The following is a 21,836-nucleotide window of genomic DNA, read 5'->3' as shown; positions in this document are numbered from 1 at the left end:
TTGGAGACTGAACCCATGCGCGAAACGGATTTCGTCAGCGGCTTCGCCCGCGGCCTGAAAGTCATCGAAGCTTTCGGTGAAACGCGGCAGCGGCTTTCCATCGCCGAGGCATCGAAGCTGACGGAGCTTGACCGCGCCACGGTGCGCCGCTCGCTGCTGACGCTCGCCGAGCTCGGATATGCCGATTATGACGGCAAGTTCTTCACGCTGACGCCGAAGATCCTGCGCCTTGGCCATGCCTATCTCGCGGCGACGCCGCTGCCGGCGCTGCTGCAGCCGCATCTCGATCATCTCTCGGAAAAGGCCGGCCAGAGCGCCTCGGCCTCGGTGCTCGACGGCACCGACATCGTCTATATCGCCCGCGCCTCGCAGCGCCGCGTCATGTCGATCAACTTGACCCCCGGCAGCCGCCTGCCCGCCTACTGCGCCTCGATGGGGCGCGTGCTGCTCGCAGCCCTTCCAGAGAGCGAGGCGCGCGCCATCCTTGCCCGCAGCGAGCTGAAGCAAAACACGCCGAATACGAAGACCGATCCGGACGAGTTGATCGCCGAATTCCGCCGGGTCCGCACTGAGGGTTACGCCATCATCGATCAGGAGCTGGAGATCGGCCTCTGCTCCATCGCCGTGCCCATCGACAACGACCGCGGCGAAACGGTGGCGGCCATCAATATCGGCGCGCCGGCCGCCCTCGTACCAGCAGCGGAGATGAAGGAACGCTATCTGCCGCTGCTCAAGGAAACACAGGCCGCGTTGCGGCCGTTGCTGCGCCGGTGACGGCAAGTCTGAAGGTGGGCGGCCTCGGTCAGCGCCGGGGCCGCTCGTGATCGGTCAATGCGTCAGGTCGAGCGCGGCTGTCAGGTCACCCATCGGCGGCCGGTCGTTATTGCGTAGCGCCTTGTCACGGGCGATGATGCCCGGCAGCACCGGCAGATCGTAGCGCGCGGTGATGAAGCGGATGATCGACGTCGTGTCGTATTGGGTGTGATCGACCATGCCGCCCTTGGCGAAGGGCGAGATGATGAAGGCCGGAATGCGGTTGCCCGGACCCCAGCGATCGGCCTTCGGCGGCGCGACGTGATCCCAGAAGCCGCCATTCTCGTCATAGGTGACGATGACGAGCATATGGCCCCATTGCGGGCTCTTCTCGAGGTGGGAGACGATATCGGCGAGATGCTGGTCGCCGCTCGAAACATCGGCATAACCGCCATGTTCGTTGAGGTTGCCCTGCGGCTTGTAGAAGGAAACCGCCGGCAGCTTGCCGTCGTCGATATCCCTGAGGAAGGCTTCGCCGCCAAGGCCGCCATCCCTCAGATGCTCGGCACGCGCCGGGGTGCCGGGCGCGAAATTGGCGAAATAGTTGAAAGGCTGGTGATGGAACTGGAAGTTCGGCACCGGGGTGGCATTTTTGCCGTCAAGGGTTGCCTGCCAGGCGCCGCTATACCAGGCCCAGCTGACGCCCTTCAGCGACATGAGGTCGCCGATGGTGATTTCATGCTGCGGCGGCAGCGTTGTTGCGGCCGCCGGATCGGCATAGGCCGGATCGCCGTCCTTGGCCGGCGGATTGGCGCTCGGCTGGTAGGGCGGCTGCATGGTGTTGACGGCGTAGAAGTCAGGCGTCAGCGTGCCGTCGGAGACGAATTTCGGTGCGCCCTCCAGCGCCGACTTCGGGGCGTTTTCCGCGACCGTCAGCGATGTGCCGTCCGCATCCACCTTGGCGATGGTCGGCTTGGCCGGGCTCTTGTCGGCATCCGGATAATAGGGCGTGCAGGCGCAGACCAGCGCGAAATGATTGAGGAACGAACCACCGAAGGCGCCCTGGAAGAAGTTGTCGGCCATGACGTATTTCTTGGCGAGCTGCCACATCGGCAAGATGGAGCCGTCGTAATGGCCCATGACCAGGCTGCCGGAATCGGCCCAGGCGACGAACTTGTCGTTCTTGCCGCCGTCGATCTGCATCTGCTCCTGGTAGAAGCGATGCCAGAGGTCGCGGGTGATGACCGAAGGCGCCTCTGCGAAGCCCTTCGGATCGTCGATCGCGAAGGAGGCGTTGGCGAGATGGGCCGACTGCGCCTCGGTGACGGCAGGCGAGACACCCTTGGCGGTGAGGCCGCCCCAGGCCGGCGGCAGTTCGGACAGCGGCTGGCCATCGCGGTCGAGCTGGCGGGCGCGATCGGCGGTCGCGTTCGAGAGCCCGTCGGCGCCGGGAAAGCTGCCATAGAGATTATCGAAGCTGCGGTTTTCCGCATAGATGACGACGACATTGTCGATCTTGTCGTAACCGGCGGGCGCCGCATGGGCTGCCGTCGCCATGGCAAACGGCACGATGGCCGATCCGGCGAGACAGATGGAATGGAGGAGTTTCAGTCTTTTCACGGGTGGTACCTCATGGCTAGGGGGCGTTGGCTAGAGGGAGCGAAGAACGCTCGGGGGGCGTTCGGACGCTATTCCGGCCGTCTATCAACTTTGTGACATCAGGGGTTGCCGTGATGCCGCAGGGAATAGTCGTCATCAATTTGTTGCAACGAGGTTCGATCATGGAGGAAACCAGTCTTAAGTTATTGGAATCCTTATCATGACAATCAAGACCATCTGGCTTGTGCGGTCCGGCCTGGCGGTGAGCATGGGTGCCGTAGCGCTCTGTCTTGCCATTCTACCCCTGCGGCAAAGCAGCGCGGCGACCGGCTCCGGCGTTCATCCCGGTCCGATGTCACGCACGGAAGCCTTCGCCCGGGCCGAAACGCTCACCGCAATTGGCCGCAAGATATTCTCAGATCCCTCGCTGTCGGCCTCGGGCCTCCAGGCCTGCGCGTCCTGCCATGATCCCAGTCACGCCTTCGGCCCGGCATCGGCGACACCGATCGAGATGGGCGGCGAACATGGGGACCAGCCGGGCCTGCGCGCCGTTCCGACGCTGCGTTATCTGCAATCGGTGCCTGCTTTCACCGAGCACTATTATGATTCCGAGGACGAGGGCGACGAAAGCGTCGACAATGGCCCGACGGGCGGCTTGACCTGGGACGGCCGGGTCGATCATGGCGCCGATCAGGCGAAGATCCCTCTGCTCTCCCCCTTCGAGATGGGCAACAAGGATGCGGCCGAGGTGGTGGCGAAACTGCAGAAGGCGGCCTATGCCGGCGACATCAAGGCGGCCTTCGGCGCCACCGTGTTCGACAACCCGCAAGATGCCTTCGACGCCGCCGCCGAGGCGCTCGCCACATTCGAACAGAGTGGCCCGGATTTCTATCCCTATTCCAGCCGCTACGATGCCTTTCTCGCCGGCAAGGCGACGCTGACGGCGCAGGAACTGCGCGGACGACGACTGTTCGAGGACCCAGCCAAGGGCAACTGTTCGAGCTGTCACTTAAGCGAACCCGCCAATGACGGCGAGCCGCCGCAATTTTCCGATTTCGGCTTCCTCGGGCTTGCAGCACCGCGCAACATGGCGATACCAGCCAACAGCGACCCTGGATATCACGACCTCGGCCTCTGCGGGCCTCAGCGGACCGACTTTGCCGGACGCAGCGAATATTGCGGCCTGTTCCGCACGCCGACGCTGCGCAATGTCGCGCTGAAGAAGAGCTTCTTCCACAATGGCTATTTCCACTCGCTGCGCGACGTCGTCTCCTTCTACGCGACGCGGGAAAGCGATCCCGGCCGCTGGTATCCAAGGAATGCCGACGGCACGGTTCGTAGATATGACGACCTGCCGCAAGCCTATTGGGACAATCTCAACCAGGATCCGCCCTTCGGCAGAAAGCCGGGCGACGCGCCCGCCCTCACCGATCCCGAAATCGACGACATCGTCGCCTTCCTCGGAACCCTGACCGATGCCGATCTGCGGCCTGAGGCGACCGGGCATTAGGAATGACGTCTTTCTCAACAATAACAATCAAACCGTCGAAGCATCCCACTTGATGTATCATGATTTCCGATATACATCATTTCATCGGAAACTATGGGGGAATGATGGAACGCTCGTTTTTGACGATTGCCGCCGGCGAGAATAATGATGCGATACGTGCGCTTTCCGCACCGGCCCGGCTCGAGATGCTCAAGCTGCTTTGCGCCAAAGGACCGATGAATATCAACGATATCGCGCGTGCTCTTTCTCTGCCTCAATCGACTGTCGCCACCGGGATCCAGATTTTGGAAGACGCCCGGCTTGTCGATTCTCAGCTGACAAAGGCCCGCAAGGGAAACCAGAAGATCTGCTCGGCGATCTACAGCGAAATTCTGATCAGCTTTGAGGAAAGTGCCGCCCAAAGGGCCAACAATATCATCGAAGTCGAGATGCCGGTCGGGCTCTACACCAGTTGCGACGTGCATGCGCCGTGCGGTCTCTGCTCCACCGAGAGCGTCATCGGCCCGCTCGATGTGCCCGACTATTTTCTCGATCCGCAGCGCATGCAGGCCGGGCTCGTCTGGTTCGGCAGGGGATATGTGGAATACAAATTCCCCAACAATGCCAAGGTGTTGAACAAGGATATCCGCGCCATAGAGTTTTCGCTGGAGCTGTCGTCGGAAGTGCCGGGCACCAATCCGGACTGGCCGTCTGACATAACGCTCTGGGTCAACGGCATGGCCATCGGAACATGGACCTCGCCCGGCGACTACGGCGACAAACGCGGCGCCTTCACGCCGGCGTGGTGGAAGCTCGAAGGCTCGCAATATGGGATGATGAAGACCTGGCGGATTTCCACCCGCGGAACCTTCATCGACGGTATCGCCGCCTCGAATGTCACGCTCAGCGACCTCGCGCTTGCCCAGCACTCCTCCATCCGGCTGCGGGTCGGCATCGCCGAAAATGCCGGCCATACCGGCGGCGTGAATATTTTCGGGCGTAGCTTCGGAAATCACGGACGCGATATCATCATGCGGCTGCATGTTTGAAAAATAGAAATCGGAAATCTTGATTTAAATATCACGATTCTTTCCAGTTCTGGTGGCCGATAAAGGCATCCAAATAACTGTAATTAAACAATTTTTTCTGAAATCAATATTAGTATGATTAAAGTCGCAACTTGGTTGACACAACAACATTCCTGATATCAAGTTAGAGGCAAGAAAACAAAATATCTGATACATAAACGGGAGGATCCGTTGAAGACGAACGTTGTGGCTCACCGCGATTTCCGCATCGCGACCATTGATTCCAGGCTCTACAGTTCATTTCTCGAGCATCTCGGCAGGGCGATCTACGGGGGCATTTATGAGCCCGGTCACCCGACGGCCGATGAGGACGGATTCCGCCAGGATGTCCTTGATCTGGTCCGTGATCTCGACACGCCATACTGCCGCTATCCCGGCGGCAATTTCGTCTCGGCCTATAATTGGGAAGACGGCGTTGGCCCGCGTGCCGAGCGCCCGGTTCGCCTCGACCTTGCCTGGCGCACCCGCGAAGCCAACCAGATCGGCGTCAATGAGTTCGTCGACTGGTGCAAGAAGGCGAATACCAAGCCGATGCTCGCCGTTAATCTCGGATCACGCGGCCTGGATGCCGCCCGCAATTTCCTCGAATATTGCAATCATCCCGGCGGCACCTACTGGTCTGATCTGCGCCGCAAGCACGGCTGGTCCAATCCGCACGATGTCAAATTGTGGTGCCTCGGCAACGAGATGGATGGTCCCTGGCAGGTCGGCCACAAGTCGGCCTATGAATATGGCCGGCTGGCGGATGAGACGGCGAAGGCCATGCGCGGCTTCGACAAGTCGCTTGAGCTCGTGGTCTGCGGCTCGTCCAATTCCGACATGAAAACCTATCCCGAGTGGGAAGCCCAGGTCCTCGAGCAGTGCTATGACAGCGCCGACCATATCTCGCTGCATATGTATTTCGCCAACCGCGAAAAAAATACGCTCAACTATCTCGCCCGCGCGACGAAGCTCGACCGCTACATCACCACGATCGGCGGCGTGATCGACTATATCAAGGCGAAGAAACGCTCGAAGAAGACGATCGGCATTTCCTTCGACGAATGGAATGTCTGGTATCATTCCAACCAGCAGGACAAGGAGATCCTGGCGCGCGACGAATGGCCGGATGCGCCGCATCTCTTGGAAGACATCTATAATTTCGAGGACGTGCTGCAGGTCGGCGGCATCTTGAACACCTTCATCCGGCGTTCCGACCGCGTGCGCATCGCCTGCATCGCGCAGCTCGTCAACGTCATCGCCCCGATCATGACCGAGGACGGCGGTGCGGCCTGGCGCCAGACCATCTATTACCCGTTCTATTACGCCTCCAGATATGGCCGTGGAACGGCGCTGCAGCTGGTCGTCGATGGCCCGACCTATGACAGCGACGAGGAGAACGACGTCCCCTATCTCGACGTATCGGCAGTCCATTCCGAGGACGGCAAGACGCTGACCTTCTTTGCCGTCAACCGCCATCCGAGCACGGCGCTCGATCTCGATGTGCGGCTGGAAGGCTTCGGAAATGCCCGCGTGGTCGAGCAGGTGGAGATGACCCACGGCGACCTCGAGGCCGTCAACACGGCAGCGCGACCGAAGACGGTCGCCCCCGTCAATGTCGAGAGCGGAAAGATCGAGGATGGACGGCTACGGGCGGCGCTGAAACCGTTCTCCTACAACGTCATCCGGCTGTCGGTGTGACAGCTACCGCCGGGTAGCCCATTGGGGCACGCCCCGGCTAGAACAGGATGATTTTAGGCCGGGTCGGCCTAAAATCTGAATCCTGTTCTAAATTAAAGAGTTAGAGCATGATGTCGTCCGAAAACCGCTGACACTTTTCGGCATCATGCTCTGGGATATTCGGCTCGCTGCGAGGAGGCAGGGAGCCGGAGAGATGGTTCACTGAGGTCCCGGACCTGACTGTTCAAGTCCTGATGCCTCTGCGAACCGACAACCGCGACGTGCCCATGCGTGCCCTTGCGGCCGCCGTATCGTCGCTTTCTAGGGAGGAGTTCATGCAACAGTGGAAGAGGCTCGCATTTGGCGTCGCGCTGGCCGCACTCGGCCTGACAGCGGCGGCCAAGGCCGATGACTACACCTCCTTGCCGCGCAAGGAGACGCTCATCGTCGAAAATCCGGAAGGGACGATCAAAAATCCCGGCTGGTTCAATATCTGGGTCAATGGCGGCGGCGGCGTTTCGACCGGCCTGCAGCAGCTGACCATGGATACGCTCTGGTATATCGACCCCGAACAAGGACTTGGCGGCGCGACCTGGGACAATTCGCTGGCTGCCGACAAGCCGCAATATAATGCCGACTTCACCGAGATGACCGTGAAACTGCGCAAGGGGCTCTTCTGGAGCGACGGCGTGGAGTTCACGGCGGACGACGTGGTCTACACCGTCAAGACGCAGATGGATCATCCCGGCATGGTCTGGAGTGCTGCTTTCTCGGTGCAGGTGGCAAGCGTCGAGGCGACCGACCCCTCGACTGTCGTGTTCAAGCTGAAGAAGCCCAATTCGCGCTTCCACGCCATTTTTACCGTTCGCTGGAACGGCGCCTGGATCATGCCCAAGCATGTCTTCGAGAAAGTCGAAGATCCGCTTCGTTATGATTTCGCCAATCCCGTCTCGCTCGGCGCCTACAAGCTCAAGTCCTTCGACCCCCAGGGCAAGTGGTATACCTGGGAGAAGCGCGACGACTGGCAGCGGACATCGCTTGCCCGCTTCGGCGAGCCGGCTCCGAAATATGTCACCTATGCCGATCCCGGCCCGCCGGATAAACGCACCATCGCTCAGCTCGAGCATAATCTCGATATCATCCACGACAACACGCCCGAGGGCATGTTCACGCTGAAGGAAAAATCCAAGACGATCGAGACCTGGTTCCCGGGTTTTCCCTTCGCCCATCCGGACCCGACGCTTCCGGCGGTGATCTTCAACACCCAGAATCCGCCCTTCGACAACGCCGATGTACGCTGGGCGCTTGCCCTGCTGATCGACATCAAGGCGGTTGATATGGCGAGCTATCGCGGGGCAGCGACGCTTTCGGCGCTCGGCGTGCCGCCGACGGCGGCCACGATGAAGGACTATCAGGCGCCGATGCAGGATTGGCTGAAGAATTTCGAGATCGATACCGGCAAGAGCAAGATCAAGCCTTATGACCCGACGGTCGGGCAACAGATCGCCGATATCCTGCGCAAGCAGCCGAAGTTCAAGGACCAGATCCCGACCGATCCGGAGGCGATCAGCGGTGCCTTCGGCTATGGCTGGTGGAAACCGGATCCGAAGGCTGCCGGCGAGCTGCTGGAGAAGGCAGGCTTCAAGAAATCCGGCGGCAAATGGCTGACGCCTGATGGACAGCCCTTCAAGATCCGGATGACGGTGGAAGGCGACACACGCTCGGTCTTCACCCGCGCCGGGACGCTGATTGCACAGCAATGGGCCGCATTCGGCATCGACGCCAAAGCCGTGCCGGCCGCGAAACTTTGGCAGACGGCGCTCCAGCCCGGCGATTTCCAGGTGGCGATTGCCTGGAGCGTCGAAACCTGGGGCGGCGATCCCGATCTGTCGTTCTTCCTGGATAGCTGGCACTCGCAGTTCGTGGCCAAGAAGGGTGACAATCAGCCGCCGCGCAACTGGCAGCGTTGGAGCAATCCGGAGCTCGACAAGATCATCGAAAGCATCCGCGGCATCAGCGCCGACGATCCTAAGGGCGTCGAGCTCGGCAAGGATTATCTGAAGCTGGTTGCCCGCGAAATGCCGACGATCCCGCTGATGTCGTATAACGTCTTCACCTCGATGGATACGACCTATTGGACCGGTTATCCGACGATATCAGATCCCTATACCGATCCAGTGCCGAATTGGGCCAACTCCAGGCTGATGATGGTTAAACTCAAGCCGGCACAACCGAAATAATCCTCCCAACGCCGGCGCGAGTGTTGCGCGCCGGCCCCCTAATCGACGGGCATGTGGCATGTCCGTCGATCCTTTCCACTTGATGAAGGGAACCAGAGAGGAACCACCGCCCTATGACGTCCTATCTGATCTTTGTGCTGAAGCGGTTCGGTCAGTTTCTGCTTGTCGTGTTTCTCGGCGTGACCATCACATTCTTCGTCACCCACCTGACCCCGATCGATCCGGTCGAAGAAAGCATAGGCGCCATCACCCAGATGGGGCAGTCCGATCCAAATGCGATCGAACTGATGCGCCAGTCGCTTCGCGAGCTTTACGGCATGGAGGGTTCGATCTGGCAGCAATACCTACATTTCTGGCTTCGGCTTGCGACCGGTGATCTCGGTCCCTCGCTATCGGCTTTTCCCACGCCCGTTTCCACCATCATCCTGCGGTCCCTGCCCTGGACCATCGGTCTGATGACGGTGTCGACCCTCATCACCTTCGTGCTCGGCAATGCGATCGGTGCGCTCGCCGGCTATTACCGCAAGGACATGGTGCTGAAGGCCGTCAGCCTCGTCTTCATCGCCCTGCTTCCCATTCCCTATTACATCCTGGCCTTCGTGCTTCTGATTGTGTTCGGCTATCTTTGGCCAGTGCTGCCGATCAATGGCGGCTACGAGATGAACGCCAATCTGGACCTCTCCTTCGCCCTGGTCTTCGATATCCTGAAACACTCGATCCTGCCGGCCTTGTCGCTGATCATGGTCGGCGCCGGCAGCTGGCTGATCGGTATGCGCGCGCTCGTTTCCAACATCATCACCGAGGATTACGTCGTCTTCGCCGAGCTTGGCGGCGTTCCGAAGCGGAAGATCCTGCGCTCCTATATCGCCCGCAACGCCATGGTGCCGCAGTTCACCGGGCTTGCCATGTCGCTCGGCGCGATTTTCAACGGCACGGTCATCACCGAAATCGTCTTCGGCTATCCGGGCATCGGCAACCTGTTGATCGAAGCGGTGCATGCCGGCGACTACAGCCTGGTGCTCGGCCTCAGCGCATTGTCGATTGTCGGCGTCGCCGCCGCCGTCTTCATCATCGACATTCTGAGCCCGCTGATCGACCCGCGCATCAAGGTGGAATAGAGCATGTTTACGATCGTCCGCGACCTCGCGCGCCAGAATATGGAATTCCTCTGCGGCCTGCTGCTCTTTGCCGTCATCGTCGCATTGATAGTGGTGTCCTATTTCTCGCCTTACGGCGCGACCGACATCTATCTTCTGCCGCCCGACATGCCGCCGGATGGCGAATATTGGCTCGGCACGACGTCGCGCGGCCAGGACGTTTTCTGGCAGCTGACGACCGCGCTCAGGAACACCCTGTTTTTCGGCATCGGCGTCGCCTTCATTTCACGCATCATCTCGCTAGTCGTCGGCCTCGTCGCCGGTTATGCCGGCGGTGCGGTCGATCGGGTGCTGATGGCCATCAACGACAGCGTCATGGTCATCCCGCAGTTTCCGCTGCTGATCCTGTTCTATTTTGTGCTGAAGGACAGCATGACCTGGACGGCGCTGATCCTCATCATGGCCGCGCTCGGCTGGTCCTATGATGCACGCCTCATCCGTTCGGTGGCGATCAGCCTGAAGACGAGATCCTTCACCACCCAGAGCGTCTATTCCGGCATGAGCATGCGCAAGATCCTCATCCAGGAGCACCTGCCCTATGTTCTGCCGATCGTCTTTGCCACCACGATGAACAACATGATCTGGTCGATCGGTATGGAGATCACCCTTTCGGTGCTCGGCTTCACCGATATCGAGACGCCGACCATGGGCATGATGATCTACTGGGCCAATACGCATTCGGCGCTGATATCAGGCATATGGTGGTGGGTGGCCGCCCCCGTCGCCGTCATCGTCGTCCTCTTCCTGGCGCTCTTCCTGCTGTCCATGTCGATGAACGAATACAATGATCCGCGCAGCCGGCTGAACCGGATGGGAAGTTAGTATGGATCCTTTGGTCGAAATTGAGAATCTGAAAGCCTATTACCGTGCCTTCCTCTACGGCGTCGATCGCGAGGTGCGCGCGGTCGACGATATCAGCCTGACCATCGCCCGCGGCGAGGTCTATGGCGTTGCCGGTGAATCGAGCAGCGGCAAGACGACCTTGATCAAGACCATCGCCGGCGCAATCCGGCCGCCGCTGAGGGTCGTGTCCGGGAAAGTGACATTCCATTTCGACGGCGGCACCCAGGATATCTACGCGATGAAGCCGGAAGAGCGCCTGGCGCTGCGATGGAAGCATCTGTCCTATATCATGCAGGGCTCGATGAATGTGCTCAATCCGGTGCGCCGGATCCGTCATTCCTTCACCGATTTCGCCTTTCGCCACATGAAGGTCGGCAAGAATGAGTTTCTCGAAAGGGTCGCCACCCATCTGCAGCGGCTGAAGCTCGATCCGCATCTGCTCGATGCCTATCCACACGAACTCTCCGGCGGCATGCGCCAGCGCATGACCATTGCGCTGGCCACCATCCTGACACCGGAATTCATCATCGCCGACGAACCGACGACCGCGCTCGACGTCATCGTTCAACGCGACGTGCTGTCGATGATCCGCGAAATCCAGCGCGAGATGGGCTCGTCCTTCCTGTTCGTCACCCATGATATGGGGGTTCACGCGACGGTCTCCGACCGCATCGGCATTGTTTATGCCGGGCGACTTGTCGAGGAAGCGCCGACCGCCAAACTCTTCAACAAACCGCTCCACCCCTATACGCAGCACCTTGTCGGCAGCCTGCCGCGCATCGGCGATGCGACGGCCCGCCCTTCGCTGGAGGGGCGTCCGCCGAACCTTGCCATGCCGCCGGAAGGCTGCCGGTTTCACCCGCGCTGTCCGAAGCGCATGGAGATCTGCTCGCAGAAGGTTCCACCGCTCGTCACCGTCGAGCCGCAGCGGCGCGTGGCGTGTTTTGCCGTTACGGGAGATCAGGTTTGAGCGCTCTTCTTAGCCTCTCGCATGTCACGAAAGTCTATAGGCAGGGCGGCATGCTCGGCCGGCGGCTGATCACGGCGGTCAAGGACGTCAGCTTCGAACTGGGAGCAGAGCCGGAGATCCTCTCGATCGTTGGAGAATCCGGCTCGGGAAAATCGACGATCGCGGCAATGATCCTCGGCCAGACCGAACCAACGGAAGGCGAGCTTCAGTTCAGTGGCAGGACCGTTGCCATCCATAGCAGATCCGAACGCACGGCTTTCATGAAAGAGGTCCAGCCGGTTCTGCAGAACCCCTTCGAAGCCTTCAATCCGCTGAAACGTGTCGATCGTTATCTCTTCGAGACCGCCCGCAATTTTTCGTTCTCGGGAAACCGGCCGGACCGAGAGCAGGCGGAGAAGATGGCGGATGCAGCACTCGTCCATGTCGGCCTGACCCTTGAAGAAGTGAAAGGCCGGTTTCCCCACGAATTGTCGGGCGGCCAGCTTCAGCGCGTCGCCATCGCCCGGGCGCTGATCCCGCAACCCCGCCTGCTGGTGGCCGATGAACCGGTCTCCATGGTCGACGCCTCGCTGCGCATGGCCATCGTCAACCTCTTCGGCCGCCTGAAAAACGAGCTCGGCCTTTCAATCGTCTACATCACCCACGACCTCGCCACCGCCTATTATATCAGCGACAACATCATCATCATGCGCAAAGGCGAAATCGTCGAGCGCGGACAGGCTAGGGCCGTGTTGGATGATCCGCAGCATGAGTATTCGCGGGCGCTGAAGGATGCGGTTCTTGCGGCGGACTTTAGTGCGGCGACGTAAATGCTGCGGGGAAGCTGCGGCAGTCAAACTGCGTCCTTCACTCGGCGCGGTCTCTTCGGGATGGAGACGAGAGAAACGCGGCTCATTTGCTCAAGTTACCGACGGACAGCGACCTGAAAGCCAGAACCGTTCGCTAGCAACCGTGTTGTCCAGCGGTGGAAGTTTAAAGTGTGGCTGGGAAATGGGCCGCCTTGATTGGAACGGAACCGGACCAGCGCACAGCATGGTGCTCAACGTCCGTAGGATCGGTTTTCCTCCCACCATTCTCAGTTCACATTCCGTCTAATTTAAAGTCTAAACGCGGCCAATTTAAAGTTCATGCCCACGCCTCTCGATCGTCGGAAAAATGCGGTTCGGCAAAATCGAGGATCGCGGCAATGATCCGCGGCCAGAGCGCACAAACGGAAGGCGAGCTTCAATTCAGCGGCAGGACCCGTCGCCATCCATACAAATCAGATCGCAAGGCTTTTATGAAAGAGGTCCAGCGGGTTCTGCAGACCACTTCGAAGACACGCTTGTGGGCCGAGCCAGACTTCTACATCCCAAGCCCCAAGGTCTTGCCGCACTTCAATGATCGCTGCAACCCCATCTGCTGGGTGGGTTCTGCACGATGAATACGGTCGGCAAGACGGACGACCTGTTGGATACGCTCGACGTCACCAGCCTGACGAAGCCCGGCTCGCTTAAGTTTCGCCGCAAGTCCAAGGCGCGACCGAAGCGCATTTCGATCGCACTGACGATATCCTTTTCCTGGGCGAGTTGAGAGCCGGCCCTCGGGAACATCCATGCCTACCGCGAGCTGCTGTTCGTCGCCGGTTATCGGCCGATTATTGCGACAAAGTTGCGCTGTTATGCGACCCGGAATTTGCCGGATTGTTTGCAAGATAGGATAGATGAGGCAAGCCGTTCTCATCACCCCGATGAATCGATCAGCCATAACTGATTCATAAATGTCGTTGGACGTCGCCGCCTACTCTTTGCGATCTTGCCGGCATGACACTTCAGCCCTTTCACCTCTACATCGAACGCAGAGAGCCTGACAAAAACATGGCACGCTTTTATGCCCTGTCGATCGAGCCGAACCTCTTTGGCGGCACTTCGCTCGTCCGCAGCTGGGGACGCATCGGCAGCCGCGGGCAGCAGAAGATCTATGTCCTCGATAGCGAGTTAAAAGCAGTCGATCTCCTGCTCACCCTTTTGCGCAGGAAGCACTCGCGAGGCTATCTGCTGCTGCGGTAAGCCGCGTCTCTCATGGCCAATTGAGGAAGAGACGGCTCACGCCGCCTCCTCCTCGTCGAGCCGCGGCTGCAAGGAATGCAGGTAGTCGACGGCGCGCTGCGCATGTGCTGCCGCCGAGAAGATGGCGCGCTTGTCGTTGCCCAGAACCTTCAGCCAGCCATCGAGATAGCTTGCGTGGTCGGGGCGCGGTTCGAGCTCGGGAACGATGCCGAGATCGGCGCAGAGAAACGAGCTGCCGAGTTCGGCAATGAGCTCTTCGCGGGCGCGTTCGCTTCTGTCTTTTGCGTAGCGGCTGAGATCGCGATTAAGCCGTCGCGATGCGCCAGTCCAGTGCGTCATCTCGTGGCTGAGGACGGCGACATAGGCGGCATCGTCCCGGAAGGCATCCAGGCATGGCATCTGGATGTAGTCACGCTGAGCGGCATAATAGGCAGCCGATCCTCCGTGCCGGATCAGCGCGCCGGTATTGGCAAAGAAGCGGCCGGCATTGCCGATGCGGCTCATCGGATCCTGGTGAGGTGCGACGTCGTCAAAGCGGCCGTTGAGACCGGCGATCTGATCGGTGTTGAACACCGTGTAGGCTTTGAGGAATGGAACATCCTGTTCGATCTCGGTGCCCGTCTCGGTCGTCTCGGTGCGGACGAACGAACTGGCGAAGACGACGGTTGTGCCGGTTTCGCCCTTGCGGACGGCGCCACCGAGTTCGATTGCCTGGCGAAACGTCATCCATCTTGATGAGACAAAGCCACGGGCAATGGCTTCGGACCAGAGGAGCAGGACGTTGATCCCGGTGTAGGGTTGGCCGTTGTGGCGCAGTGGCCGGCTGACCTCACTTGCCGCATGTCCCGTCGTCCAGGGTTTGGTCCATGGCCGCACGCCCTGTTCGAGATCGGCGACGATCGTGTTGGTGATGCGGCTGTGGATGTCAGATCGTTGATTGGATTGCTGCCTGCTCATGTTGGAACCTCCGTTTCGAGGTCGCGGCCATCGCCACCTGCTACGGCGGTCCGAAAGCCGGGCTGCAAGCGGCGCCTGCACCCGCAGGGCCGAAACGAAGTGGAGGACGGCAAAGCCGTTGCCGGCGGCGCGAGCCTGGCAGGACCAAAGCCGGGGCAGGACGCGATTGCCGCAATTCAGGTGGAAGGTTTAGACGGAGGCGGACATGGCAAATCCGCGAGGCGGCATCACGTCGCTTAGATGGCCCATGAACTACAGCGAAGGAAGATGGCTCACTTGGCCAGCCGCGCCAGTCAGCGAGCGGGTGATTGGCGATGTGGTCGCGCGAGGCGTTTAGCTCCTGCTCACATGATGAGTTTGAGTCCGCGGCTAGCGAGACAGCATGTTCGCTTCTTCGTTTCGATCCACGTCTGAGCCTGACGCGAAAGCCGCCTAACGGCGGTAAAGGTATCGCTCACCAAATAGAACCTGCAATTAGTTTGAAGGAAAAAGCACTGTGCACCAGGTAGATGGACGACCCGCGCTGAGGACGTGGTGGAAACCCCAGCACCGCCAATTCGCGGAGATCGCGGCCATGTGCCTCAAAGAGGTTGATTCCGATTCCAAAGGTCACAGGTTCGAATCCTGTCGGGTGCGCCATTTCCCTTAGGGTCCGTTCTGGACACATAGGTTACTTGTTTGGTGGTAAGCCCGCGAAGGTTTGCGCCTGAGAGCCGGGGATTAGTGAATTTTCCGCGTTAGATTTGCACCTGATATCCTGCGGCGTTCGACGTCCTTCCAAATTTGACGAATCTACCGCCCTCGCCCTGACCGGCGTACGCTATCATTTGATCGTCTACAGTGTTCTCGATGCCGATCAGTCGCTTGCAGTCGAGAAACAGATCCCCGCGCCGAGGATGATAACCAAATGGTTGAAATCAGTGCGAAGAGGCTGGCGACGATTCCGCGGGTAGCATACATAATCAGCCGTCTCTTAGGGGTAGGCCGGTATGTACGCCGAAAACGACTTTCAATTGATCGAAGCTCGCACCCGCCATGGTCGGGCAGAGATTCCGTGGCGCCGAAGCAATTCATTCGTAAATCCTAACGTCTTGTTTGACGATGAGACCGTCAATCGAACTTCCTCATCAGATCATATCACGGCCATCATAGGCAAAAATGGTACCGGAAAGTCCTACCTTCTGACCTCGATCGTGCAGACGTTCTTGGCGCTCGAAGACGCCCAGACCATGAGGAAAGACAATGTTGGCAGTATCCCCCTCGAATACCTCGCTTATAGGGCTGATGGGAAGACATGCGTCGTGAGCCGGCGCCGGCGAGGCAAGTTGGAACTGCAGGTGGAAGGCCGAGAGGTCTCTATTTTCCACTTACCACTGCCGCGCCGCGTTGTAGCCTTGACCGTCACGCCGTTCGATAAGTTCCCCGTCCCTACAAAGATCCGCGGCTCCAGCACGCAGAATGAGGCATTCCTTTACGAATACCTGGGCCTTCGTGACCGCTTCAACAAAGCATCACTAGAAAATCTCCTTTACCGTTCTTTGAACAATCTATTTGACGAAGCGCGCGACGACGCCCTGCGGCGCGTGAACGTCGAAGCGGCATTCAGTTATTTCGAACTGAGGCCGCGCCTCACCGTCGCCTATCGGCTCAAGATCCCTAAAATCATCAGAGACGCCATCGTCCATCAGAAGACTTTGCGCTATCCGCAAATCGGCAACGACTACTCGCAGCGTCGCCGGGTAGAGCAGATGCTGACAGATGGATTGGACATAAACTACCTCAATGACTTGTTAGTAAGGGCAATCGCGAACGCGCAATACGGCATCATCCGAACGACGGCGGACTTCGCACCAGGCGGGCGAATTGATGAAGCATTCAAAGATCTGCAACCGTTAAGGCGCGCGGGGTTTCTCAGTGTCGAGGGTATCGAAGTCATACAATATAATGGAGTGGTCGCCGATCTGAAGCGTGCGAGCTCGGGTCAGCTCAGCATGATAGTGTCATTGCTGTCGCTAGCCTCGGTGATCACAAATGCTAGCCTGGTACTCATTGACGAACCTGAACTCAGTTTGCACCCGGAATGGCAGACTGAATACGTCAACCTTCTCGTGAGGACGTTTTCCAGGTTTGATGGCTGCCACTTCGTAGTTGCGACCCACTCGCCAATGGTCATTTCCGAACTTCCGGCTCACGCGAGAATCGTGGCCCTCGACCGGCCAAACATTCCCAGCGTCGCGGAATCGGCGGGACAGTCGGCAGACTATTTATTGGCCGAGGTGTTTGGGGCGCCGTCTCGAGGCAATCTGCACGTGCGACAGCTTATCGTAGAAGCTCTTAAGCTTGTCGCCAATGGCAAGGCGCGTACGCAAGCGTTCAGGGACACACTTTCTAATCTGACAGAGGTTGCCAAGGAACTCGACCCGAGCGATCCCGCTGCAGAGGTCATCGCCAACCTCGCAGAAGTTGCGAAAGACGCAGGTACAAAAGTACAGAAATGATCCCCGTCAAATACTCTAACCCAAATCAAGCGATCGTCGATGGCTACAACAACCGCCCGCCAGCGGCTGGTGATTTCGTTTATTGGGCCGAGGAGGTGGTAAATACGGTCCGCAAGGAGATCAAGGATCACTATATAAACGAACAGGAACAACACTGCTGCTACTGCGATAAAGAGTATCCCACCAACAATAATTCAGTCTGGGATGGTGACCACATAATTCCAAAGAAGCTCGCCGCTAGGTTCCTTTTCGAGCCAAAAAACCTCGCCGCGTCCTGCAGGGATTGCAACATCGCAAAGAGCGAGAGTGAAGTACGGGTGAGGCCTTCCCGAAAGAGCTTTCCGGACAAGTCAGCCCACTACACGATCGTTCATCCACATTTCGACGTCTATTCGGAGCATATCAGGTGGTATGGCGACGCTGTGCGCTCCCTTAGCCCAAAGGGCTCGAAGCTGATTTCCATGTGCAATCTCACCCGTTTCGGACATCTCAAGATCGGGGCTGATCCGACGCCACCAAATCGAACGCTGGAACAGCTTCTAGGTAAGTTCATGGATCCGCTGGCATCGCGCCTTGACCTACAAATGGCACTTGCGGCTATGGGGGAGTACGTTAAGAGCGTACCGCAAGACTAGCCTGCGTCTGTGCTGAGGTCACATCATCCCACGCGCATTCGCAGCGCACTTCAAGGTATGTCTTACCACCATATTGATGGACGCTATAGAAGAGCCAATGCTCGGACCTGCTCGGGCGACCACGAAGGCAGGTCACCGTCTTGCTCGGCTCGGCGCTGAGCGCGATAAGATATCCATCGACCAGAGGGCTGCTCGTCCGCCAGCGCCAGTTCCTTCATCGCGCGATACGATTGTTCGCCGGGAATGGCCTCCAAAACGTTCAGTATCGCATTCCGCGCGTCCTGTGCATGATCTCTAAGCGTAGGCGAATATACACCACCATTCGCCCGGTCTATGTCTTCCGACCGGCGAATGTGTTGATGCGCCAGCTTGTAAAGCGACTTGAGATGTTCCGGCGTCTTGAACGCATCATGGGCAATCGTCGGGTCAGTACGCCGCTCCCCAAACAAGCGAGTGACGAAGGTCATTGCAGTCTCCGTTCGTAATTGATCATCGTGCACGCTCGATAAATATTGCTCAAAAGCCGTGATCGCAGATTTCGGCGACGCTCCGGTCCACGCAGCAAACCAATGCGCGACATGAGGGGGGTGCAGGCCAGAGGTCGCTCTTGACTTCGCCAGCTCAGCGATCTCGGAGACGGAGACAGGCGATCCGATTACGATCTGAAGAAGCTTGTCGAGCGTCTCGCTATTTCGTGGCTCAACAGTTTTCAAGAGCTCCAATACCTTAGGCCCGAGGTCGGCCCACGCCCAACGTCCGGACCAGCTCAAGTCGTCGACAATGTAGTGCATCCCGTCTTCTGGTTCGTGCCGCACCTCAAAGGCTAGCTCACGCATCAAGAAATCTGCGACGATCGTTGGATAGGCTTCAAACAGACCAGGAAACCATTCGGGAAATCCGTTCAGCTCATGAGTCGCATATCTGCATGCTCGCAGGACATCGTCCTCGTTCAGACCGCTGCACCAGTTGTTTATTTCCCGCGCTTCTATTGCAAGACCTGTCAATCCGAAGATGACGGAGGCCACGGTCTGATTGGCCGGCGCTCCCTCCGATCTTAGTTTGGGAAGTGCCCGACGCCAGAACGCCAGCGCACCATCTCGGTACGCATGCGCGACTTCCTCGCCGAAAGTCGGGATCAAAATCTCCCATGCGCCCACTGACCATTTGCCGCTCCGTTCGGCCGCATCGCGAGTCTGATGGTACAGGTACCATTGCGTCCTAGACACATCCTCAGGGTTCGGGAATTTCGGATCCCGCAAGGACTCGATGTGGTTGCGGATGTATTCCTTCGCCTTCCTTTTCTCCGCCCCTTCGGCTCGCTCGCGGGCGCTTGCCCGACGTTTCCAGCGCGCCTCCTGAGGTGCCAATTGACTGCGCGGCGGTGGATTGAGTAGCGACAAAAACCGCCTTGTCAGCTCTTTGTCCTCGTCGGATACCGCCCTCTTGAGGGTCTCGTAAATATCCCTCGGACTTCCCGAGAGCACGTACGCGTCGTAAGCGAGCGAAAGTGCGATCAACTTGTCATCGACCGAAGACTTTTCCGTGATCTGTTCGCAAAGATAACTAAAATCCTTTCCATCGAACTTCCAAAAACCTCCGAACCTCGAGACCTGCCACGGAGAGTTGACAGAGCTCGTCTCTCCGGAAGCGATACGCGCGACCTCAACTTCCGACCAGAAAACTGCACGGTTAAGATCAGGCCATGACGGGACCAGATCGGCCATGGCAGTCTTCAACTCGCGGACGTCCGAGCCGAAATGACGTGATGCGCCTACGGCATGGAGAACACGGATCACCGCGGCTTCAAGTGCAGCAGGATCTCGCGCCTCAATTAGCCTCTCGGCAGTCCTTGCCGCAGCTTGAAGGAGCCACATGGATTCCTCGGACACTCGCAAATATCGCTGATCGATGTAAGGAGCTCGTGAAAGCATGTGATCAAATCCTGCGGCCAGCACCGCAAGAGCTTCTTTGGTCGCATCGTTGACAAAACGAATAAGTGCCTGAGATAGACGATCGACTTGGAAGCGCGCAGGAGCTTCCGCGTTTGCAATCGCCGACAGCAACCAGTCAATATCTTTGTCAGTGCAGCCGAGGGTCGCTACAAGCTCCCCTAACACATCGCGCTTGATAGGTACGCCTTCGTTGAGTAGTGCTTCGCGGACCTCGCGTAGTTGAACAGGCGACCCAATTTCATTGAGAGCGCGAATGGCGGAGATCCGTTGATGGCTGTTTCCGTCGTTTGTCAGGGCGGCGGCCAGTGTTTCTGGAAGCGCCCCTTTGATCTGACCTTGCCATACCATTCGAAGAAGAAAGCTTAGAGCGTCGCTGTTCGATTTATACTGCTGCATGAGCTGGCGGATGTCGTCCGTGAGATCGACGTGAGCGAACCGCTGCACAGCGCTGAGAGCTGTCGGCGAACGAGGCGTGTAGTTATCCGCAATCTCAGATGTAACGTCCCGAAGGACCTGGCGCCGGGTCGGCAGCGGCAATTCGGCAGGGTCGCCGCCCTCGAACAATATCTCGGGCGCCACCACAATGGTACGCTCTCGGATAGACTCGTCAAACAGAGCAAGCCATGGGAGTAGCGGGCGCGTTGCAGGCACTACGATTTCCGTATCGTATTGCGTTTTGAAGAACATGCTCTCGATCGCCTGCCGTGGCCCGCCCTCCTTGAGCAACTGGTGCAACCATTCGGCTGTCAGATACTCTCGGACATTTCGATGGTGGAAGCGAACCGCCCCATAGGCTGGTGCGTCGAATACCGGTCGCTCCAAGAGCGCCTTGCGCTCGCGGGCGTCCCAATCAGGCAATACTCTGTCCACATGAATTCCCCCGAGGCCATGCGCCCCGTCGGGAACTTGAATGGCTGGGTTCCGTCCAAGGGTAGTCGCCGCCGCGAGGAACTGCGCGCCTGTCCTTGCTTTCTGGTCTGAGAGCGGGACCGCGTCATCCCTGTTTTGATCGGACTCCTTGAGGCGCCGGAAAATCCCACCTTGCATGATCGCCAACCGACCACCAATCCGGCGCTTCTCTCCCCAAAGCGCGATGAGGTCCTCGAGGTCCTGAGGTCGCGTAGTGAATTGCCAAGCATCCGCCCGTTCGATTGCCTTCACGAACTCTGAGACCTCAGCAATACCTGACGCTGTGGCAAACCTCTCAACTTGAACCGCGTTGAGGTCATCGAGCGTCACGATACGAAACGGCGCTGTTGGATTGTCGGCGCCTTCCGATATAGATGTTCTTGACGACTGGCGTTCTGGTTGCTCGCCGTCGACGCCGTCGAAATCTGAGGAATCGACATTGTTTTCGTCGGCGTCGTGTGGTCCGCCCGCAGCATCCTCAGCCACCCGTGCGATCGGTGTATAAGGGAGATTGCGTCTGCACATCTCCAGATCTGTCTTCGGACGCCATGCAGACATCCGCCCCGTCAAAACGACGTGCGACCGGTCGAGGGCGAGGCGGATCCGGTCGCCAATGATCTTTACGGCAAGTTCAAAGTCTTGGGGGTGGCGAAGCCGCGCCTCGTCCACCGAGTCGAGGAGAAGCCAGCCTTCTCGCCCGGACAAGACCCAATCATTAAACTCGTCGAGCGTGCCAACGTCGAAGGCGTTTTCGAAGTGCGACGGGATGTTCTCAAGGCGAAGAAAGAAGGCGTCCTTTCCCTCTTTGCGAAGACGCCAAGCCGTATGACGAATTTCTTCCGTCTTACCGGATCCCGCCTCGGATAGAATTACAACCCTATACTCTGCTAGGAGGTTCTCCCAGGTTAGCAAATCGCTGACGAAGAGCCCTTTGGAGAGATCGCCGTCGTCATTTTCATCCCATTGACGCGAGAGTTCGTGGAAAGTGCGTTCAAGATCGATGTGCTGGTGATTGCCTTCGGAGATCTGCATGTGTCCA

At 58.7% G+C, this 21,836-nt stretch carries 15 protein-coding genes and 2 pseudogenes; 13 read left to right on the top strand and 4 right to left on the bottom strand.

Annotated elements, in window-relative coordinates; genetic code table 11:
- Positions 1–15: 15 nt before the first annotated feature.
- Positions 16–774, top strand: coding sequence for an IclR family transcriptional regulator (locus tag GR198_RS03735; RefSeq protein ID WP_164067529.1), 759 nt, complete (start codon positions 16–18; stop codon positions 772–774).
- A gap of 54 nt (positions 775–828) precedes the next feature.
- On the opposite strand, the gene GR198_RS03730 is transcribed toward GR198_RS03735, so the two are convergent.
- Complete coding sequence (locus GR198_RS03730) at positions 829–2,373, bottom strand: acid phosphatase (protein WP_164067527.1); 1,545 nt, start codon at positions 2,371–2,373, stop codon at positions 829–831.
- 199 nt (positions 2,374–2,572) lie between these two features.
- On the opposite strand from GR198_RS03730, the gene GR198_RS03725 reads away from it, so the two are divergent.
- The 9 genes and pseudogenes from GR198_RS03725 to GR198_RS35655 all read left to right on the top strand — a co-directional run.
- Entirely contained in the window at positions 2,573–3,862 is a 1,290-nt protein-coding gene (locus tag GR198_RS03725; protein WP_164067525.1) for a cytochrome-c peroxidase, read from the top strand.
- 101 nt (positions 3,863–3,963) lie between these two features.
- Positions 3,964–4,890 carry an ArsR/SmtB family transcription factor gene (locus GR198_RS03720; RefSeq protein WP_017996516.1) on the top strand — a complete coding sequence of 309 codons (927 nt, stop codon included), beginning with the start codon at positions 3,964–3,966 and terminating at the stop codon, positions 4,888–4,890.
- A gap of 210 nt (positions 4,891–5,100) precedes the next feature.
- A complete protein-coding gene (arfA, locus tag GR198_RS03710) occupies positions 5,101–6,609 on the top strand; it encodes an arabinosylfuranosidase ArfA (RefSeq protein ID WP_164067520.1) in 1,509 nt (502 codons plus the stop codon).
- A gap of 314 nt (positions 6,610–6,923) precedes the next feature.
- The gene (locus GR198_RS03705; protein ID WP_164067518.1) at positions 6,924–8,828 is read left to right on the top strand and encodes an ABC transporter substrate-binding protein; all 1,905 of its coding nucleotides are present in this window, start codon (positions 6,924–6,926) and stop codon (positions 8,826–8,828) included.
- Between the two features lie 113 nt (positions 8,829–8,941).
- Positions 8,942–9,946 carry an ABC transporter permease gene (locus GR198_RS03700; protein WP_003554064.1) on the top strand — a complete coding sequence of 335 codons (1,005 nt, stop codon included), beginning with the start codon at positions 8,942–8,944 and terminating at the stop codon, positions 9,944–9,946.
- 3 nt (positions 9,947–9,949) lie between these two features.
- Positions 9,950–10,807, top strand: a complete 858-nt coding sequence (locus GR198_RS03695; RefSeq protein ID WP_113547641.1) for an ABC transporter permease — start codon at positions 9,950–9,952, stop codon at positions 10,805–10,807.
- A gap of 1 nt (position 10,808) precedes the next feature.
- Positions 10,809–11,798, top strand: coding sequence for an ABC transporter ATP-binding protein (locus GR198_RS03690; protein WP_029872237.1), 990 nt, complete (start codon positions 10,809–10,811; stop codon positions 11,796–11,798).
- Positions 11,795–12,607, top strand: a complete 813-nt coding sequence (locus GR198_RS03685; protein WP_164067516.1) for an ABC transporter ATP-binding protein — start codon at positions 11,795–11,797, stop codon at positions 12,605–12,607. Before GR198_RS03690 ends, GR198_RS03685 begins: the two co-directional genes overlap by 4 nt.
- A 350-nt stretch (positions 12,608–12,957) precedes the next feature.
- Positions 12,958–13,104, top strand: a pseudogene (locus GR198_RS35655) (ABC transporter ATP-binding protein); the annotation flags it as partial.
- A 38-nt stretch (positions 13,105–13,142) separates the two neighbouring features.
- Here GR198_RS35655 and GR198_RS35650 read toward each other — a convergent pair.
- Positions 13,143–13,366 (bottom strand): annotated as a pseudogene (locus GR198_RS35650) (hypothetical protein); the annotation flags it as partial.
- Between the two features lie 234 nt (positions 13,367–13,600).
- On the opposite strand from GR198_RS35650, the gene GR198_RS03675 reads away from it, so the two are divergent.
- Positions 13,601–13,846: a WGR domain-containing protein gene (locus GR198_RS03675; RefSeq protein WP_164067511.1), complete on the top strand. Its 246-nt coding sequence runs from the start codon at positions 13,601–13,603 to the stop codon at positions 13,844–13,846.
- Between the two features lie 36 nt (positions 13,847–13,882).
- Here GR198_RS03675 and GR198_RS03670 read toward each other — a convergent pair whose 3' ends face one another.
- Positions 13,883–14,803 (bottom strand): ArdC family protein, encoded by a 921-nt coding sequence (locus GR198_RS03670; RefSeq protein WP_164067509.1) that lies wholly within the window; start codon positions 14,801–14,803, stop codon positions 13,883–13,885.
- 989 nt (positions 14,804–15,792) lie between these two features.
- Here GR198_RS03670 and GR198_RS03665 point away from each other — a divergent pair.
- Both GR198_RS03665 and GR198_RS03660 read left to right on the top strand, forming a co-directional pair.
- A complete protein-coding gene (locus GR198_RS03665) occupies positions 15,793–17,301 on the top strand; it encodes an AAA family ATPase (protein ID WP_164067507.1) in 1,509 nt (502 codons plus the stop codon).
- Positions 17,298–17,936 carry an HNH endonuclease gene (locus GR198_RS03660; RefSeq protein WP_164067505.1) on the top strand — a complete coding sequence of 213 codons (639 nt, stop codon included), beginning with the start codon at positions 17,298–17,300 and terminating at the stop codon, positions 17,934–17,936. The genes GR198_RS03665 and GR198_RS03660 overlap by 4 nt, the downstream gene beginning before the upstream one ends.
- 83 nt (positions 17,937–18,019) lie before the next feature.
- Here GR198_RS03660 and GR198_RS03655 read toward each other — a convergent pair whose 3' ends face one another.
- Positions 18,020–21,829: a hypothetical protein gene (locus tag GR198_RS03655; RefSeq protein WP_164067503.1), complete on the bottom strand. Its 3,810-nt coding sequence runs from the start codon at positions 21,827–21,829 to the stop codon at positions 18,020–18,022.
- Between the last annotated feature and the right edge of the window lie 7 nt (positions 21,830–21,836).

The sequence above is a fragment of the Rhizobium leguminosarum genome, assembly GCF_010668065.1.
In the GTDB taxonomy this organism is placed as follows: domain Bacteria; phylum Pseudomonadota; class Alphaproteobacteria; order Rhizobiales; family Rhizobiaceae; genus Rhizobium; species Rhizobium leguminosarum_S.
This window is presented reverse-complemented; position numbering and strand designations above follow the sequence as displayed.

Excerpts from the sequence above, each read along its gene's own strand:
- GR198_RS03725 (WP_164067525.1), top strand. The coding sequence starts at position 2,573 with ATGACAATCAAGACCATCTGGCTTGTGCGGTCCGGCCTGGCGGTGAGC.
- GR198_RS03670 (WP_164067509.1), bottom strand. The coding sequence starts at position 14,803 with ATGAGCAGGCAGCAATCCAATCAACGATCTGACATCCACAGCCGCATC.
- GR198_RS03655 (WP_164067503.1), bottom strand. The coding sequence starts at position 21,829 with ATGCAGATCTCCGAAGGCAATCACCAGCACATCGATCTTGAACGCACT.
- GR198_RS03665 (WP_164067507.1), top strand. The coding sequence starts at position 15,793 with ATGTACGCCGAAAACGACTTTCAATTGATCGAAGCTCGCACCCGCCAT.
- GR198_RS03735 (WP_164067529.1), top strand. The coding sequence starts at position 16 with ATGCGCGAAACGGATTTCGTCAGCGGCTTCGCCCGCGGCCTGAAAGTC.
- GR198_RS03705 (WP_164067518.1), top strand. The coding sequence starts at position 6,924 with ATGCAACAGTGGAAGAGGCTCGCATTTGGCGTCGCGCTGGCCGCACTC.
- GR198_RS03720 (WP_017996516.1), top strand. The coding sequence starts at position 3,964 with ATGATGGAACGCTCGTTTTTGACGATTGCCGCCGGCGAGAATAATGAT.
- GR198_RS03695 (WP_113547641.1), top strand. The coding sequence starts at position 9,950 with ATGTTTACGATCGTCCGCGACCTCGCGCGCCAGAATATGGAATTCCTC.
- GR198_RS03700 (WP_003554064.1), top strand. The coding sequence starts at position 8,942 with ATGACGTCCTATCTGATCTTTGTGCTGAAGCGGTTCGGTCAGTTTCTG.
- GR198_RS03690 (WP_029872237.1), top strand. The coding sequence starts at position 10,809 with ATGGATCCTTTGGTCGAAATTGAGAATCTGAAAGCCTATTACCGTGCC.
- GR198_RS03675 (WP_164067511.1), top strand. The coding sequence starts at position 13,601 with ATGACACTTCAGCCCTTTCACCTCTACATCGAACGCAGAGAGCCTGAC.
- GR198_RS03660 (WP_164067505.1), top strand. The coding sequence starts at position 17,298 with ATGATCCCCGTCAAATACTCTAACCCAAATCAAGCGATCGTCGATGGC.